The organism is Mycobacterium sp. NGS35, from assembly GCF_059812855.1.
Window position 1 is genome coordinate 180,825 of sequence record NZ_JCALDL010000005.1, and the last position, 17,247, is coordinate 198,071.

A 17,247-nucleotide genomic window follows, 5' to 3' on the forward strand; every position below is an offset into this window, starting at 1 on the left:
GGACCATGGCGAGCAACGGCACGATGACGGCTTGGCGGGTGCAGCGACCCGGCCCGATCACCTCCCGGCCACTGGACCGGGTCAGCACCGAGGTTCCACGTCCGGGTGACGACGAGCTGCTGGTGGCGGTCCGCGCGTGTGGGGTGTGCCGCACCGACCTGCACGTGGCCGAAGGGGACCTGCCGGTCCATCGACCCGGAGTCACGCCGGGTCACGAGGTGGTGGGCGAGGTGCTCGAGGTGGGACAGCAGGCCGGGTCGGAGTTCGCGGTCGGCGACCGGGTCGGCATTGCCTGGCTTCGACACACATGCGGGGTCTGCCGCTATTGCGTGCGCGGACACGAGAACCTCTGCCCGCAATCCCGCTACACCGGCTGGGACGCCGACGGTGGATACGCTGAATTCGCCACTGTCCCAGCGGCTTTCGCACACCATCTCCCGACGGGCTACGACGATGCCGAGCTGGCGCCGCTGTTGTGCGCGGGCATCATCGGCTACCGCTCGCTGCTGCGCGCGGAGGTACCGCCCGGCGGCCGGCTGGGACTGTACGGCTTCGGCGGCAGCGCCCACATCACCGCCCAGGTGGCCTTGGCTCAAGGCATCGAAGTCCACGTGATGACACGCGGCGCCGCCGCCCAGCAGTTGGCTCGTGCTCTGGGTGCGGCGTCCGTGCAGGGCGCGGCAGACCCGCCGCCGGTTGCGCTGGACTCGGCGATCCTGTTCGCGCCGGTCGGCGATCTCGTGCTGCCGGCGCTGGAGGCGCTGGACCGCGGCGGCACGCTGGCGGTGGCCGGCATCCACCTCAGCGACATCCCGAAGCTGTCCTATCAGCGCCACCTCTTCCAGGAGCGCCAGCTGCGCTCGGTGACGTCGAACACCCGAGCCGACGCCCGTGAGTTCCTGGCCTTCGCCCAACAGCACCGCATCGAGGTCAGCCACCCTACCTATCCACTCGATCAGGCCGACCGTGCGCTCACCGACCTGGCCGACGGCCGCATCGCGGGTGCGGCGGTGTTGTTGCCATGACGTTTGCCCATGATCTGCGTGTAGTACGCGTTGAAGTGGGGAACCCGTGCCTGATCGGGAAGGTGGCGGGAACATGAGCGAAACGAAAGATCGCGCGGCAGAAGCCCGGGTGGAGATGGAGTTCGCCGACTACGACTGCGGATTAGTGTCAGTCCGAACAACGTCCACCGACCTTCACCGGGAGGTCGCAGCACTGGCCCGGCGCGTGCACGGGGAAACCAGACCGCACTATGAGCCCGTCGTCGAAGAGTTCGCCGCCCTGGCCCCCCTGCACATCGACGGCGTTGCCGGTGCCGCTGCACTGCTGGCCCTCGGCAGAACGGGCTTGCGGACGGTTTCTCCCCCGGGCACCACCGCGAACGTGCTAGAGCAACTGCACAAGGATTTCGGCGGCCCCGCCGTCGACGCCAGCAACGCCCAACGCCCAGTCCACGTCACCGACCTCACCGACGAGCCGCGTTGGCCGGAATTCACTCGCGCAGCGCTCACGCAGACCGAGGTGCAGTCGCTTCTGTGCCTGCCGCTGTACACCCACATCCACAGCTGGGGTGCGCTGATTCTTTTTGCCGACGAGCCCAACCGGTTCCATGCCGACGTCGAAGAGGCCGGCCAGATCCTGGGCACTCATGTGGCGCTGACTCTCGACGCCGTCCACCACGACCGCCACTACCGGTCGGCGCTGGGCAGCCGCGACATCATCGGCCAGGCCAAGGGCTTGTTGATGGAGCGGTTCGACATCGACGCCGTGCAGGCGTTCGCTCTGCTGACCCGGTTGTCGGAAGAGTCGCGCAGGCCTGTGGTGGTGGTGGCCAAGGAGTTGCTCGAGACCAAGGTCGGCCGCAAAACGTAGGCGGGGCGTACGTCAGGTCGCCAGGTGCCACACCAGCGCCGCGGCGAGTGCACCGAGTCCGTTGAGTGACCAGTGCAATGCGATGGGCGCCAGCAGGCTGCCGCTGCGTCGGCGCAGCCAGGTGAACAGGAACCCGGCGACCGCGGTCGCGGCCACCGCCAGCACCACACCGACGAGTTCGCCGACGATGCCGCCGCCGAAGAGCCGGCTGAAGCCGACATTGCCGCTGGTCAGTCCCAGCGACGTGGCGATGTGCCACAGCCCGAACAGCAGCGATCCGGCCGCCGCGACACCGCGAAAGCCCCATGCTCGGGCCAGCGCGCCGTGCAGCACCCCCCGAAACGCCAGTTCCTCCGGGATCACGGTTTGCAGGGGGATGACCACCATCGAGGCGATCAGCGCTCCTGACACGGTCGCGTAGCGGTCGTTCATGAACATCGGCCGGGTCCACGGCAGCATCGCACCGACCGCGATGACCGTGACCACCAGCGCCACCGCGGCGACTGCGTAAGCCAGGCCGGTCTTCCAGTGCTCGCGCCCCAGTCCCAGCTCAGTCCAGCCCAAGCCACGAGACCGCAGCAGCACAAGCAGGCCCACCGCAGCGGCGGGTACCGTCGCCACGCTCGCCCACGGCGTCGTGAAGTGTGCGATGAGATTGCTCGCCGTCAGCACCACCACGACGACCGCGATGTCGGAGTAGACATGCAAGCGGTTCAGGGCGGCCAGTTGCGCGGCGATCGGGTGCGGATGAGCTGGCGCGCCGACGGACATAGCGGTGTCGAGTCTAGCGATTCGGCCCGCTCGAGGTCGCTGAGCGGCCGTGCGCGCGCCGAACTCATGACCCCCACGTCCAGTTCGCAATCGAGGGCGGGTCCTCGCCGTGTTCGCGGGTGTAGCGACGCGCCGCCAGCCGTGCGTCAGCCATCGTCTGCCGCAGCAACGCAGCGCGACTACCGAGACCGTCGACCCGGTCGATCACATCCATCACGAGGTGGTAGCGATCGATGTCGTTGAGCATGACCATGTCGAACGGCGTCGTAGTGGTGCCACGCTCCTTGAACCCCCGCACATGGATCGACCGATGGTTGCTGCGGCGATAGGTCAGCCGATGGATCAGCCAGGCATAGCCGTGGTAGGCGAAGATCACCGGCTTGTCGGTGGTGAACAGACCGTCGAACTCGCGGTCGGACAAGCCATGTGGATGTTCGGATTCCGGTTGCAGCCGCATCATGTCGACGACGTTGACCACCCGCACCTTCAGCTCGGGCAGCTCACGGCGCAGGATGTCGGCCGCGGCCAGGGTCTCCAGCGTCGGGACGTCACCGGCGCAGGCCAGCACCACGTCCGGCTCACCGGTTTCGCCGGTGCTGGCCCAGTCCCAGATGCCCAGGCCGCGGGCGCAGTGCGCGATCGCGGAGTCCATGTCGAGGTAGGCCAGCGCGGGCTGCTTGCCGGCGACCACCACGTTGACGTAGTCACGGCTGCGCAGGCAATGGTCGACCGTCGACAGCAGGCAGTTGCCGTCCGGTGGCAAGTAGACCCGCACCACCTCGGGCCTCTTGTTCATCACGTGGTCGATGAAGCCGGGGTCCTGGTGCGACGCGCCGTTGTGGTCTTGGCGCCACACGTGCGACGTCAGCAGGTAGTTCAGCGACGCAATCGGCTGGCGCCACGGCAGTTCGCGGTTGCGGGTCAGCCACTTGATGTGCTGGTTGACCATCGAGTCGACGATGTGCACGAACGCCTCGTAGCAGTTGAAGAGCCCGTGCCGGCCCGTCAGCAGGTAACCCTCCAGCCAGCCCTGGCAGAGGTGTTCGGACAGCACCTCCATCACCCGCCCGTCGGGGGACAGGTGATCGTCGCCCGGTTCGGTGTCGGCCATCCAGGCGCGCTCGGTCGCCTCGAACACCGCCGACAGCCGGTTCGACGCCGTTTCGTCGGGACCCATCAGCCGGAACCGGTCCGGGTTGCGCACGATCACGTCGCGCAGGAAGGTGCCGAGCACCCTGGTGGCCTCGTGGGTGGCGGTACCGGGCTTGTCGACGTCCACCGCGTAGTCGGTGAAGTCGGGCAGGTCCAGGTCGCGTAGCAGCAGGCCACCATTGGCATGCGGGTTGGCGCTCATCCGCCGGGTGCCTTCTGGCGCCAGCGCCCGCAGTTGCGGGCGCAGCGCACCGTGGTCGTCGAACAACTCTTCGGGCCGATAGCTGAGCAACCACTCCGCAAGCTGCTTGCGGTGCTTCGGATTCGTATGGGTCTCGGCCAGCGGGACCTGATGCGACCGCCAGGTGCCCTCGACCTGCTTGCCGTCCACCTCCGCCGGTCCCGTCCAGCCTTTGGGGGTGCGCAGCACAATCATCGGCCAGAGCGGTCGGCCCGCCTCGTCGTCCAGCCGCGCCGCGCGCTGGATCGCCGCTATCTGGTCGAACGCCTCGTCGAATGCGGTCGCCAGCTGCTGGTGCACGACCGCCGGGTCGTCGCCGGCGACGACGATCGGCCGGTAGCCGTAGCCGCGCATCAGCGCGTCGAGCTCGTCGGCTGAAATGCGGGCCAGCAGTGTGGGATTGGCGATCTTGTATCCGTTGAGATGCAGGATCGGCAGTACTGCGCCGTCGGTGACCGGGTTGAGGAACTTGTTCGAATGCCAGCTGGCTGCCAGCGGCCCGGTTTCGGCTTCGCCGTCGCCGACGACGCACGCCACCACCAGGTCCGGGTTGTCGAAAGCGGCACCGTAGGCATGCACCAGCGCGTAACCGAGCTCGCCCCCCTCGTGGATGGAGCCCGGTGTCTCGGCCGCCACGTGACTCGGGATGCCGCCGGGAAAAGAGAACTGCCGGAACAGCTTTCGCAGTCCGTCGGTGTTCTCTGCGATGCCGGAGTACACCTCGCTGTAGGTGCCTTCCAGGTAAGCGTTCGCCACCAGTCCGGGTCCGCCGTGCCCGGGGCCCGCGATGTAAATGACGTCTAGGTCGCGGGACCTGATGACGCGGTTGAGGTGCGCGTAGATCAGGTTCAACCCCGGGGTGGTGCCCCAATGGCCCAGCAACCGCGGTTTGACGTGCGCTTCGGACAGCGGCTCCGCCAGCAGGGGATTGTCCAGCAGGTAGATCTGACCCACCGACAGATAGTTTGCGGCGCGCCAGTAGGCGTTGATCAGATCGAGGTCGACGAGAGACAGCGGCGGGCTCGGTGAGGTCACGACCTCAGAGGTACCCGAATCGGGTTACATTACGCTGACCCCGTGCCGGGATCCGCGTTACCACTTGTCGTGAACCCGGCATGAGCGCTGCAGATCTGCCGCTCGCCGGGGTTCGGGTGCTCGACGTCGCGGCTGGTGACGCGGAGGCGGTCACACGCCTGTTCGCCGATTTGGGCGCCGACGTGCTCAAGATCGAACCGCCGGGCGGTAGCCCCTCGCGCCGCGCGCGGCCCACGGTGGCCGGTGTGTCGATCCCGTTTGCGATGCGCAATGCGAACAAGCGCAGCGCGGTGCTCGATCCCGCCGTCGTCGCGAACCGGCGGCGGTTCGCCGAGCTCGTCGCGGACGCCGACATCCTCGTCGACGACGGGATCCCGGGACAGTCCGCGGCATTCGGTGCCGGCTGCGAAGAACTGACCCAGCGGTTCCCGCATCTGGTCGGGCTGTCGGTGACCGATTTCGGCACGTCCGGGCCGTATGCGTCGTGGCGCGCCACCGATGCGGTGCTCTACGCGATGTCCACGGCGTTGTCGCGCTCAGGTCCGCCGGCCGGGATGCCGGTGTTGCCGCCCGACGGCATCGCGTCGGCTACCGCGGCGGCGCAGGCGGCATGGGCCGCACTGGCTGCTTACTATCACAGGCTGCGTTGCGGCAGAGGGGATTACATCGACTTCTCGCGCTTCGAGGCAGTGGTGCAGGCGCTTGACCCGCCGTTCGGCACGATGGGCCAGGGTGCGCTGGCGCAGCGCACGGCTGGCTGGCGCGGCCGCCCGCGCAACCAGGACGTGTATCCCACTTTCGCGTGCGCCGACGGGTTCGTCCGGATCTGCGTGATGTCGCCGCGCCAGTGGCGCGCCATGTGGTCGTGGCTCGGTGAGCCTCCGCAGTTCGCCGACCCCAAATACGACACCCTCGGGGCACGGTTCGCGGCCACCCGCGAAATCAACGCGCTGATCGCGCAGTTGTTCGCCGATCAGACGATGGACAATCTCGTCACAGCCGGTCAGCGATTCGGTGTCCCGATTGCGCCAGTGCTGACACCCGCGCAAGCCTTGTGCTCTAAGCACTTTCGAGCCGTCCGCGCGCTGACGACACTAGAAGTCGCCGACGGTGTGCGCGTTGCTGCGCTGGTCGGACCGTTTGTCGTCGACGGCCAGCGCGCGGGGCTGCGGCACGCCGCTCGCGTGGCCGGTGCGGACGATCCCGCATGGCACACGCCGCGTGTCGCATTTGCGACAACCGGCCCCGGCGTGCGTCCATTCGACGGATTGCGCATCCTCGATCTCGGCATCATTGTCGCCGGGGGAGAACTGGGCCGGCTGTTCGCCGACCTCGGCGCCGAGGTGCTGAAGGTGGAAAGCGCCGCTTACCCGGATGGACTGCGCCAGACCAGAGCCGGTCAGCCGATGAGCGAGGCGTTCGCATGGGCGCATCGCAACGAGTATGGGCTCGGGCTGGACCTGCGCACCCCCGACGGTAAGGAGCTGTTCGGGCGCTTGGTGGCCGGCGCCGATGCGGTGTTCGCCAATTTCAAGCCGGGAACTCTTGGTTCTCTTGGCTTTTCGTACGACAAGCTGCTGGAGATCAATCCGCGGATCGTCCTGGCCGAGAGCAGCGCGTTCGGTGACACCGGGCCGTGGAGCACCCACATGGGTTACGGCCCGTTGGTGCGGGCGGCCACCGGAGTCAGCTGGCTGTGGGCCACGCACGGCGATGTGCCATCGTTCTTCGACGCGGTCACCGTGTTTCCCGATCACGTGGTCGCGCGAATCGTTGCGGTGGCCGCGCTCGCCGCGCTGATCCGCCGCGACCGCACTGAAGCCCCAGCGCACGTGCATATTTCGCAAGCCGAGGCTGCGGTCAACCAACTCGACGTCACCTACGTCGCCGACGAGGCCCGCACTGCCGGACAGCCGGTGTGCGACAACCAGACGGCGCACGGCGTGTATCCCTGCGCCGGGGACGACGAGTGGTGTGTGATCTCGATTCGCAACGACGCCGACCGACATAAGCTCGCCAGCGCGATAGGCTGCGCCGGCTCTGCCTCCCTGGACAGTGAAATCCTCAGGTGGACAAGCACTCTCGACAAGATAGAAGTCGCCGCGATATTGCAGCAGGCCGGCGTGCCCGCCGCGCCGATGAACCGTCCCGGTGACGTCCTCGCCGACCCCGCGATCCGGCAGAGGAAATTGTTGACCGACATGGTCCATCCGCTGTTCGGCGCTGCGCTGCCGGCCGAAGCGTGGCCCGCGCCGTACCGGCACATCCCGCCCGCCGAGCTGCGACCGGCGCCGTTGCCCGGCGAGCACACGCGTGAGGTGTGCCAGAAGTTGCTCGGCCTCGAGGCCACCCAGATAGACAAGCTGATTGCCGACGGTGTGCTCTTCACGCCACATGGAAAGGTGCCCTGATGCCAGTCGATCCGCGAACTCCGGTGCTGATCGGGTCCGGACAGATCAACCACTACGACGAGGGCGAGGCGCCCGACCCCGTCGGCCTGATCGCGCGCGCCGCCCGCAAGGCGGCCGACGCCCGCGTGCTGGAGGCCGTCGACGCCATCCGCCTTGTCAGGATGCTGTCCTGGCGCTATCGCGACCCGGCACTGTTGCTTGGCGAGCAGATCGGTGCCACCGGATTCGCATCGCAATACAGTGGCGTCGGCGGCAATGTGCCGCAGTCACTGGTCAACCAGGCATGTCTGGACATCCAGCGCGGAGCGGCCGATGTCGTCCTGATCGGTGGCGCCGAACGATGGCGTACCAGAACCCGACTGCGCAACGCCGGCCAGAAGCCCGACTGGCCGCACCAGGACGAGACGGTGCCGCCCGCACCCGGCGGTGAGGACGACGTTGCACTGGCCGGCCCGGCGGAGATCCGCATCGAGCTGGTCCAGCCCGCCAACGTGTACCCGCTGTTCGAGCAGGCGTTGCGCATCGCCGCGGGAGAGCCGTCGGACGAACATCGGCGCCGCATCGGCGAGTTGTGGGCGCAGTTCAGCGCTGTCGCGCAACACAATCCCGACGCCTGGAACCGCAGAAGATTCGACGCTGACGAGATCTGGCAGCCGGGACCGGACAACCGGATGATCAGCTGGCCGTACACGAAGCTGATGAACTCCAACAACATGGTCGACCAGGCGGCGGTCATCCTGCTGACTTCCGCCGAAGCCGCGTCTCGGCTCAAGATCCCGTCCGAGCGCTGGGTGTTTCCGTACGCGGGAACCGATTCTCACGACACCTACGCACTCGGCGAAAGGGCCGACCTGCACCGCTGCCCGGCCATCAGGATCGCGGGGCGTCGCGTTTTGGAACTCGCCGGATGCGGCATCGGCGACCTCCAATTCGTCGACGTCTATTCGTGTTTCCCGTCCGCCGTGCAGGTCGCGGCAACAGAGTTGGGCCTGCCCCTGGCCGACCCGCAGCGGCCGCTGACCGTCACAGGGGGCCTCACCTTCGCCGGGGGTCCGTGGAACAACTACGTGACCCACTCGATCGGCACGATGGCCGAGCGGCTCGTCGAAACGCCCGGCAGCCTGGGGTTGATCACAGCCAACGGCGGCTATCTGACCAAGCACAGCATCGGGATCTACGGCAGCAATCCGCCTGCGACTGAATTCCGTTGGGAGGACGTGCAATCCGAGGTCGACCGGGAGCCCACCCGCACAGCGCTGGAGGAGTACGACGGCGTGGGCACGGTGGAGTCGTGGACGGCTCCGTTCGACCGTGACGGCAAGCCGCAGAAGACGTTCCTGGCCGTGCGGACCCCCGGTGACGCGCGCACGCTGGCGGTGATGACCTCACCGTCGGATGTGGCGGCCTCGATCAGCGAGGACATCGCGGGCGCCAAGGTGCAGGTTCACACCGACGGCAGCGCAACGCTGATCTGATCAGCCCGGCACCGGGGTGTAGTGCGGCGAGTAATCAGTCGAGGAGAACGTGAAACCCTTCCTCGTGCTCTCGCTCTGACATGACACCCCGGCCTCCTGCACGTTGCAGCGAAAGCCGGCCGCGGCCAACGTCTTTCTGAAATCCAACACCGGCGTCTTACCGGATTTCACGGCGAACCCCGGACGCTCGAGCCAGGTGAATCCCGGTTCACCGTCGTCGCCGACCGCAATTGCATTGGGCGCGATGGCTTCGCCGTCGCTGGTGGTGACCGTGGCCGGCGCGCCGGCGACGCCGAGAGCTTGGCCGCCGGACGCCTGACAACCGGCTCGCGAATGCGGCATGATCGCGCACGTCCACTTCCCGCTCGGAGTCGTGAAGTAGTAACCATTGGCGCCGTCTGTCGACACGTAGTAGTCAGACGCGTCAACCAGATTCGGGTCGCCCGGGGGCAGCGGCGGCGTGGTGCTGGTCGGCGTGCGCTGCGGTGGCTCACCCGTGTCTACAACCGTGGCGTCGGCGCAGCCGACGAGCAGCAGGCCCGTGATGGCCATCAGACCCCAGCGAGGCAAGCCCACGTTATGACGCCGCCAAGCCGCTCAGCGGCAGCTGCGCATCGGCCAGGTGGTCGGGGGAGACTTCGGCGCGGGACCGGATCAGCGCCTTGACGTCGTCGACGACCTCCCACACGTTGACGTTCATTCCGGCGAGTACGTGGTTGCGGCCGTCGAGCCAGAACGCGATGAACTCGCGGCGCGCCACATCGCCCCGAAACACCACTCGCTCGTAGCCTTCCGAGTGACCGACATACTCCATACCCACGTCGTACTGGTCGGTGAAAAAGTAGGGCAGCTCGTCGTACTGGCGGTCGCCGCCCGCCATGTTGGCCGCCGCGACCGCGGGCTGCTTGAGCGCGTTGGCCCAGTGCTCGGTGCGGATGCGGGTGCCGAAGAACGGATGCTGCGCCGCGGCGATGTCACCGACCGCGAAGATGTCCGGGTCGCTACTGCGCAAAGTGGCGTCGACGGCCACACCGCCGTCGGCGAGTTCGAGCCCGGCCTGCTGAGCCAACTCGATGTTGGGCGCTGCACCGATCGCTATCAGCACGGCGTCGGCTTCGACCGTGGACCCGTCGCCGAGCGCCAGACCCGTCGCCGCCCCGGATGCGGTGGTGATCTCGGCGACGCTCGACTCGAGCATCAGGGTGACGTCGTGCGCCCGGTGCAGATCGGCGAACACCTCGGCCGCTTCGGGACCCAGGGCGCCCAGCAAGGGCAGGCGCGCAGTTTCGACGACGGTTACGTCGACCCCGCGGGCGCGAGCACCGGCAGCGACTTCCAGCCCGATCCACCCCGCGCCGACGATCGCCAGCGAAGAGCCCTCGCGCAGAGCTGAATTGAGGTCGTTGGCGTCGTCGATGGTGCGCAGATAGTGAACTCCAGAGGCATCCGCGCCGGGGATCGAGAGGCGTCGCGAGCGCGACCCCGTCGCGAGCAGCAACCTGTCGTAGCCGATCGTGCTGCCGTCGGGCAGGGCCACGGTGTGCGTGGACCGGTCGATCGCGGTGACGGCGGTGCCAAGGCGCAGGTCCACGTTTGCGTCGCGGTACCAGTCCGCGTCGTGCACGGTGAAATCCTCGAGCGCCTTTTCGCCGGCCAGGAAGTCCTTGGACAGTGGCGGCCGCTCGTAAGGTAGGTGCCGCTCCTCTGCTATCAATACGGTCTGGCCGTCAAATCCGTTGTCGCGCAATGCTTCCACTGCTTTGGCTCCGGCCAGACCGCCGCCCACGATGACGAAGGTCGAGGTCTTTGTCATCTGACCGAGGTTACTCGACCCGCGGCGGCCGGAGCCTCCCGCCTCACACGCCCAGCATCGTCTTCAGCGTCCGCGCATTCTGCACCGCGTAGCCGTGGCCGTCATTGTTGAAGTATACGAGCACGTCGCGGCCCTGGTCGTGCCACTCACTGATGCGGTCGGCCCACCATCGCAGGTCGTCATCGGAATACGAACCGGCATAGAGCGATTGAGCGTCGGGGCCGTGCATGCGCACGTACACCACGTCTGTCGTCGCACGCAGGATGCACTTCAGTCCAGCGCCGCTCATCACGACGTATGCCGCACGGTGACGCTCCAACAACGCGTACACCGCCGGGTCGTCCCACGAGGAATGGCGCAGCTCCACAGCCACCCGGATCCAGTCGGGCAGGCAGCTCAGGAAGTGGTCGAGCCGCTGGTCGTCACGCTGCTGCTCTGGATGCAGTTGGACCAGCAGCATCTCTCGCCGATTGCCCAGTTCGCGCCAGCACCGCTCGAACCGCTCGACCCAGGGTTCGGGCGACTTCAGCCGGCGGAAGTGCGTCAACCCGCGGTGTGCCTTCACCGACATCGTGAACCCCTCGGGTAGGCGCTCGCGCCAGCCGGCGAACGTCGAGTCCTTGGGCCAGCGGTAGAAGCTGGCGTTGAGTTCCACCGTCGTGAACTCCTGCACGTAGCGGGACAGCCGTTTCGCCACGGGCATACCTTCGGGATACAGGACGCCGGCCCAATGGTCATACGACCAGCCGGACGTGCCGATGCGGATCACTTGGCAGGCAGCGCTTGCGCGTAGTCGGTGCCACGCGAAATCCAGTCTTGCAGTTGCTGTTTCGTACGCACTCCCTCAGGACTTACCCGTATCCAACCCCGGGTTTCCCGGCCGGCCATCACCATCGGGCTCACGTGCTTGCCGGCGAGCAACCGATCTGTTTCGTCGGGGGACACCCGCACCAACAGACCGCCCTGGCCGCTGACCGCCACGGCCATGTTGCCGTGGATCAAAAACGCCAAGCCGCCGAACATCCGCTTCTCCTCGACGCCGCGTTGGGCGCCGATCAGTTCGCGGACGCGGTCGGCGAGTGCCTCGTCGTATGGCACGCTCAGTCCAGATCGACCCGAATGGTGAGCAGGTCGCTGCCCATGAAGCGGACGATCGCGCTGTTGAGACCCGGAGGCTGCGTCAACCGTGCCACCGGGTCGTCGTCAGGAAGCAGATGTGCAGTTCCCGTCCGCCATTGGCCGCCCACCCGCACGCGAACGCGGGGATTGGCTTTCATGTTACGTACGTAATCGGCGTGCTCGCCGTGTTCGGAGACCATCCAGAACTGGTTGTCCACCACCTTGCCGCCGACCGGGGTGCGCCTCGGCTGTCCGCTCTTGCGGCCGATGGTTTCGATCATCGTGACCGGCAGCTGCCGCCCGATCGGGTTGACGACCAGTCGTTGCATGCGGTGGACAACACTTCGCTTGAGCGCATTGATGTCGGGCACCCAACCATCTTTGCGCGACCGTGCACGTTTGTACGCCTGTTAGCGGCGTGTCGGCGCGCAGACCCGCACGCTCGCCGCACATCAGGCAGCGAGTGTCGCCGCTTGGCCGGTTTCCAGCGCTTGCGCGACGATCTCCGCCACGTCGGTCATCGGCTTGACTTCCAGCGCGTCGAGCACCTCGGCCGGCACGTCGTCCAGATCCGGCTCGTTGCGCGCCGGAATGAACACCGTCGACAGCCCGGCCCGTTGCGCGGCCAGCAGTTTCTGCTTGACACCGCCGACCGGCAGCACCCGGCCGTTCAGCGTGACCTCACCGGTCATGCCGACGTCAGCACGCACCTGCCGCCCGGTGGCCATCGACACCAGCGCGGTGACCATCGTGACGCCCGCTGACGGGCCGTCTTTGGGAACCGCGCCCGCCGGCACGTGCAGGTGGATGCGCCGGTCCAGCGCCTTGGGATCGACACCCAACTGCTCGGCGTGCGCGCGGACGTAGGACAGCGCGATCTGCGCCGACTCCTTCATCACGTCACCCAGCTGCCCGGTGAGCTGCAAGCCCGGCTCGCCGTCGGTGGCGTTGGCCTCGATGTAGAGCACGTCGCCACCGAGGCCGGTGACCGCCAGTCCGGTCGCCACCCCGGGCACCGCGGTGCGTTCGGCCGATTCGGGCGTGAACCGTGGGCGGCCGAGGTAGGCAACCAGATCCGGTTCGTCGATCACCAGAGGCGACGGATCCTCGGCCAGTTTCGTGGCCGCCTTCCGCAGGGCCTTGGCCAGCAGCCGCTCAAACTGCCGCACACCCGGCTCGCGGGTGTAGTCGGCGGCGATCTTGCGCAACGCGGCGTCGGTGACCGTCACTTCGTCCTCGCTCAGCGCCGCCTTCTCGCGCTGCCGCGGCAGCAGGAAGTCGCGGGCGATGGCGATCTTGTCGTCCTCGGTGTAGCCGTCGATCTGCACCAGCTCCATCCGGTCCAGTAGCGCCGATGGGATGTTCTCGACGACGTTGGCCGTCGCCAGGAAGACGACGTCGGACAGGTCCAGATCCAAGTCGAGGTAGTGGTCGCGGAACGTGTGATTCTGCGCCGGGTCCAGCACTTCGAGCAGCGCCGCCGACGGGTCGCCCCGGTAGTCGGAGCCCACCTTGTCGATTTCGTCCAGCAGCACAACGGGATTCATCGACCCGGCCTCACCGATCGCACGCACGATCCGGCCCGGCAGGGCGCCGACGTAGGTGCGCCGGTGACCACGGATCTCGGCCTCGTCGCGCACACCGCCCAGCGCCACCCGCACGAACTTGCGCCCCAGCGCGCGGGCGACGCTCTCACCCAGCGACGTCTTGCCCACACCCGGAGGTCCGGCCAGCACCATCACGGCGCCCGAGCCACGACCGCCGACCACGGCCATGCCGCGAGAGGCGCGACGTGCCCGCACTGCCAGGTATTCGACGATGCGGTCCTTGACGTCGTCGAGCCCGTGATGGTCGGCATCGAGGATCGCGCGCGCGGCCGCCAGGTCCGTCGAATCTTGCGTGCGCACGTTCCACGGCAGGTCCAGCACGGTGTCCAGCCAGGTGCGGATCCAGCCGCCTTCCGGGCTCTGCTCGCTGGTCCGTTCCAGCTTGCCGACTTCACGCAGCGCGGCCTCGCGTACCTTCTCGGGCAGATCGGCCGCCTCGATGCGCGAGCGATAGTCGTCTGAGGATCCGGCGTCGTCGTCCTCACCGAGCTCCTTGCGGATCGCGGCCAATTGCTGGCGCAGCAGAAACTCCTTCTGTTGCTTTTCCATACCGGAACGCACGTCCTCGGCGATCTTGTCGTTGACCTCCACCTCGGCCAGGTGCTCGGTGAGCCAGTCGATCAGCGCGCGCAGCCGCTCCGCCACGTCGGGGGTCTCCAGCATTTGGCGCTTCTGCACTTCGCTCAGGTACGACGCGTACCCGGACATGTCGGCCAGCGCCGACGGGTCGGTCATCTGGTTGACCACGTCGACGATTTGCCACGCCTCACGCCGTTGCAGCATCGCGAGCAGCAGCTTCTTGTACTCGGCGGCCAGCCGCTTGGCCTCCTCGGTAGCGGCGGGTTCCTCGACTTCGGTGACCTCCACCCATAGGGCCGAGCCCGGGCCGGATGCGCCGGCGCCGATGTGCGCGCGCCGCTCGCCGCGCACCACCGCGGCCATGCCGCCGGCGACACGTCCGACCTGAAGGATCGACGCGATCACCCCGTACGACGGATAGCGGTCGTCGAATCGTGGGGCGACCAGCAGCTTGCCGGACTCGGTTGCGCGGGCTGCCTCGACGGCAGCGCGGGCGGCGTCATCCAGCGCGATCGGCACGACCATCCCGGGCAGCACCACCTGATCGACGACGAACAGCACCGGCACGTTGATGGGTTCAGGCATTCATCCTCCAAAGTTAAGCCTGACGGGCTCAACCCTGGGGCTGCTGCATTTGTTCCCGCACCAAGTCAACCCATCGACCCGAAACTGCGAACATCTACGGTCGCTTCGCGTGTCGCGAACAAATCTGCCGTGTCGTCAGAAGACGTTCACCCAGTCGTTTTCGATGCTGACGACGATCCAGCCCGGCCCGCCGGCCAGCTCCAGCGCGCGCTCGGCACCCTCGGTGTAGGCGAACTCACGCTCGGCGTCATCGTGGAGGACCAGCAGTCTCAGGCCGTCGGTGTACTGCAGCATCTCGATGTCGCCGTTGGAGTTGCCGGCAGCCAGAATCGGCCGGCGGCCGGTGCGCCCCCATATCCGAACCGGCTTGATCGGCCCGTCGTCAAGGAATTCCGGCTGCGCGGTGGTGAACAAGTGGCCGTCGCGGTAGATCAGTCCGACGGAGCTGCCCACGACGCGTTCGGGCGGGATGCCGTACATGCCGAAGGTGATCGGCCGCATGAAATCCCGGCCGCCTCCGGACACGATGTAGGTGGCGAACCCGTTGGCTTCCAGATAACGCAGCAGCTCGACCATGGGCCGGTAGCCGCACGCCAGATACGGCCGCCCCAGCGTCGGATGCTTGGCCGAGGCGAAAAAGTCGAGCACCCGCTGCGCGTGTTCGTCGACAGTTATCGCCTCATTCGCCGAAAACACTGCAGCGTGAAGGGTTTTCATGTCACTGTCGTCGCCCCGATAGTGCTTGGTGACGGCCTCGCCGAACCATGCCAGGTCACCGTCGGCGGCCGCCTTGTATGGCTGTCGTTCTCGCAGCGACGGGTCCGCGGCCGCCTGATCGACAAGGCGCCGGATCAAAAAGTCCAGCTGAATGTACGTCGGCTTTTCGCACCACAGCGTGCCGTCGTTGTCGAAAACCGCCACCCGAGAAGCAGGTTCGACGTCAGCAATCACCTGCTCGACGAAGTCGACGATCGCCGACTTCGCGGGCCCGTCGTTCCACGACTCGAGCATCAATCTTTGGCGAGGAACTGGTGCAACTTCTCGACGGCCTGGTCCACGCTGAAGCTGGCCGGTGGATGACGGGGCGGAAATTCGCGGAACGTGTCGAGGAACTTCGTTGCCATCGCGGTCATGTAAAAGGCCAGGTACGCCCGCCGGATGAACCAGTCGTAATAGGTGTTCGAGGTGATGTCGGCATACTCGAACGGATCGGTGCGCAGGTTGAACAGCTTGGGCACCCGCAGGACGGTGAACGGTTCGGCCCAGATGCGCAGCGTGCCCGGGCAGCGCTGCTCCATGAACACGGCCTTCCAGTTCTCGAACCGCATCGCAACCAAGTCGCCGTCGTCGGAGAAGTAGAAGAATCCCCGACGCGGGCTGTGCTCGACCTCACCCGTCAGGTACGGCAGCAGGTTGAAGCCGTCGATGTGCACCTTGAATTCTTTGTCGCCGACGGTGGAGCCCGTCTTCAGCTTGTCGATGATGCCCGGATCGCCCGCAGCTGCAACCAAAGTGGGCAGCCAATCGTGGTGCTGAATGATGTCGTTGGACACCGCGCCTGCCGCAATCTTGCCGGGCCAGCGGATCATCTCCGGCACCCGGAACGCACCTTCCCAGTTGGTGTCCTTTTCGCTGCGGAACGGCGTGGTGCCGCCGTCGGGCCAGCTGTTGCGGTGCGGGCCATTGTCTGTCGAGTAGATGACGATCGTGTCTTCGGCGATGCCGAGCTTGTCGAGCAGGTCGAGCACCTGACCGACGTTGCGGTCATGGTCGATCATCGTGTCGTGATAAGCCGATTGCCATAGCCCGGCCTGCCCGACGCTTTCCGGCTTGGTATGGGTGAACAAGTGCATGTGCGTGAAGTTGCACCACACGAAAAACGGGTTGGCGGCCTCGTGCTGGCGTCTGATGTAGTCGAGGGTGGCGCCCACGATCTCGTCGTCGATGGTTTCCATTCGCTTCTTGTTCAGCGGCCCGGTGTCCTCGATGGTCTGCTTACCGACCGGTCCGAACTTCGGGTCGTCGGGCTCCTGCGACACCTTGTCGATGGCCTTACACCTCAGCACCCCGCGGGGTAGCGCGAACTCGTACAGCCGCGGGAATTGATCCTTGTGCGGGTAGTCGACGTTCTCTGGCTCCTCTTCGGCGTTGAGGTGGTACAGATTGCCGAAGAACTCGTCGAAGCCGTGCACAGTTGGCAGGTACTTGTTCATGTCACCGAAGTGGTTCTTGCCGAACTGGCCGGTCGCATATCCGAGCGGCTTCAGGAGTTCGGCTATCGTCGGATCTTCTGCGGCCCAACCGATATCGGCTCCCGGCACGCCGACCTTGCTCATCCCGGTGCGGTAGACGCTCTGTCCGCTGATGAATGCCGCCCGCCCCGCGGTGCAGCTTTGCTCGCCGTAGGAGTCGGTGAACCGCATGCCCTCGTTGGCTATGCGGTCGATGTTGGGTGTGCGGTAACCCATCAAGCCATCGCTGTAGCAGGACAGGTTGGTGATACCGATGTCGTCTCCCCAAATCACCAGGATGTTCGGCTTACCGTCGGGCATGACGACTCCTTCCGCGGGGTGACCGCTGTGTC

At 66.7% G+C, this 17,247-nt stretch carries 14 protein-coding genes; 4 read left to right on the forward strand and 10 right to left on the reverse strand.

Annotation, left to right across the window (positions count from 1 at the left end; translation table 11 throughout):
- Window positions 1-5 precede the first annotated feature (5 nt).
- Together AC5Y4C_RS11215 and AC5Y4C_RS11220 are read left to right on the forward strand one after the other, a co-directional pair.
- A complete protein-coding gene (locus tag AC5Y4C_RS11215; protein WP_499908404.1) occupies window positions 6-1,025 on the forward strand; it encodes a zinc-binding alcohol dehydrogenase family protein in 1,020 nt (339 codons plus the stop codon).
- Window positions 1,026-1,098: 73 nt separating this feature from the next.
- A complete protein-coding gene (locus tag AC5Y4C_RS11220; protein ID WP_499962844.1) occupies window positions 1,099-1,875 on the forward strand; it encodes a GAF and ANTAR domain-containing protein in 777 nt (258 codons plus the stop codon).
- 12 nt (window positions 1,876-1,887) lie between these two features.
- Here the strand turns inward: AC5Y4C_RS11220 and AC5Y4C_RS11225 are convergent, their stop codons facing one another.
- Together AC5Y4C_RS11225 and AC5Y4C_RS11230 are read right to left on the reverse strand one after the other, a co-directional pair.
- On the reverse strand, window positions 1,888-2,646 hold the full coding sequence (locus tag AC5Y4C_RS11225) for a CPBP family intramembrane glutamic endopeptidase (RefSeq protein WP_499908400.1): 759 nt from the start codon (window positions 2,644-2,646) through the stop codon (window positions 1,888-1,890).
- Between the two features lie 64 nt (window positions 2,647-2,710).
- The gene (locus AC5Y4C_RS11230; protein ID WP_499962842.1) at window positions 2,711-5,074 is read right to left on the reverse strand and encodes a phosphoketolase family protein; all 2,364 of its coding nucleotides are present in this window, start codon (window positions 5,072-5,074) and stop codon (window positions 2,711-2,713) included.
- Window positions 5,075-5,154: 80 nt separating this feature from the next.
- On the opposite strand from AC5Y4C_RS11230, the gene AC5Y4C_RS11235 reads away from it, so the two are divergent.
- Together AC5Y4C_RS11235 and AC5Y4C_RS11240 are read left to right on the forward strand one after the other, a co-directional pair.
- Complete coding sequence (locus tag AC5Y4C_RS11235) at window positions 5,155-7,485, forward strand: CaiB/BaiF CoA-transferase family protein (protein WP_499962840.1); 2,331 nt, start codon at window positions 5,155-5,157, stop codon at window positions 7,483-7,485.
- A complete protein-coding gene (locus AC5Y4C_RS11240) occupies window positions 7,485-8,960 on the forward strand; it encodes an acetyl-CoA acetyltransferase (RefSeq protein ID WP_499908393.1) in 1,476 nt (491 codons plus the stop codon). Before AC5Y4C_RS11235 ends, AC5Y4C_RS11240 begins: the two co-directional genes overlap by 1 nt.
- Here the strand turns inward: AC5Y4C_RS11240 and AC5Y4C_RS11245 are convergent, their stop codons facing one another.
- From AC5Y4C_RS11245 to AC5Y4C_RS11280, 8 genes are all read right to left on the reverse strand, one after another.
- A complete protein-coding gene (locus AC5Y4C_RS11245) occupies window positions 8,961-9,512 on the reverse strand; it encodes a hypothetical protein (RefSeq protein WP_499962838.1) in 552 nt (183 codons plus the stop codon). It abuts the gene before it with no gap.
- A gap of 25 nt (window positions 9,513-9,537) precedes the next feature.
- Window positions 9,538-10,773: an NAD(P)/FAD-dependent oxidoreductase gene (locus AC5Y4C_RS11250; protein ID WP_499962836.1), complete on the reverse strand. Its 1,236-nt coding sequence runs from the start codon at window positions 10,771-10,773 to the stop codon at window positions 9,538-9,540.
- 43 nt (window positions 10,774-10,816) lie between these two features.
- Complete coding sequence (locus AC5Y4C_RS11255) at window positions 10,817-11,542, reverse strand: DUF72 domain-containing protein (RefSeq protein ID WP_499908387.1); 726 nt, start codon at window positions 11,540-11,542, stop codon at window positions 10,817-10,819.
- Complete coding sequence (locus AC5Y4C_RS11260) at window positions 11,539-11,871, reverse strand: TfoX/Sxy family protein (RefSeq protein WP_499962834.1); 333 nt, start codon at window positions 11,869-11,871, stop codon at window positions 11,539-11,541. Before AC5Y4C_RS11260 ends, AC5Y4C_RS11255 begins: the two co-directional genes overlap by 4 nt.
- A gap of 2 nt (window positions 11,872-11,873) precedes the next feature.
- Window positions 11,874-12,254 carry a nitroreductase family deazaflavin-dependent oxidoreductase gene (locus AC5Y4C_RS11265; protein WP_499962994.1) on the reverse strand — a complete coding sequence of 127 codons (381 nt, stop codon included), beginning with the start codon at window positions 12,252-12,254 and terminating at the stop codon, window positions 11,874-11,876.
- 90 nt (window positions 12,255-12,344) lie between these two features.
- Window positions 12,345-14,663, reverse strand: coding sequence for an endopeptidase La (lon, locus tag AC5Y4C_RS11270; protein ID WP_499962832.1), 2,319 nt, complete (start codon window positions 14,661-14,663; stop codon window positions 12,345-12,347).
- Window positions 14,664-14,798: 135 nt separating this feature from the next.
- Entirely contained in the window at window positions 14,799-15,674 is an 876-nt protein-coding gene (locus AC5Y4C_RS11275; protein WP_499962830.1) for an HAD family hydrolase, read from the reverse strand.
- Window positions 15,674-17,215 carry an arylsulfatase gene (locus tag AC5Y4C_RS11280; protein ID WP_499962828.1) on the reverse strand — a complete coding sequence of 514 codons (1,542 nt, stop codon included), beginning with the start codon at window positions 17,213-17,215 and terminating at the stop codon, window positions 15,674-15,676. Before AC5Y4C_RS11280 ends, AC5Y4C_RS11275 begins: the two co-directional genes overlap by 1 nt.
- Between the last annotated feature and the right edge of the window lie 32 nt (window positions 17,216-17,247).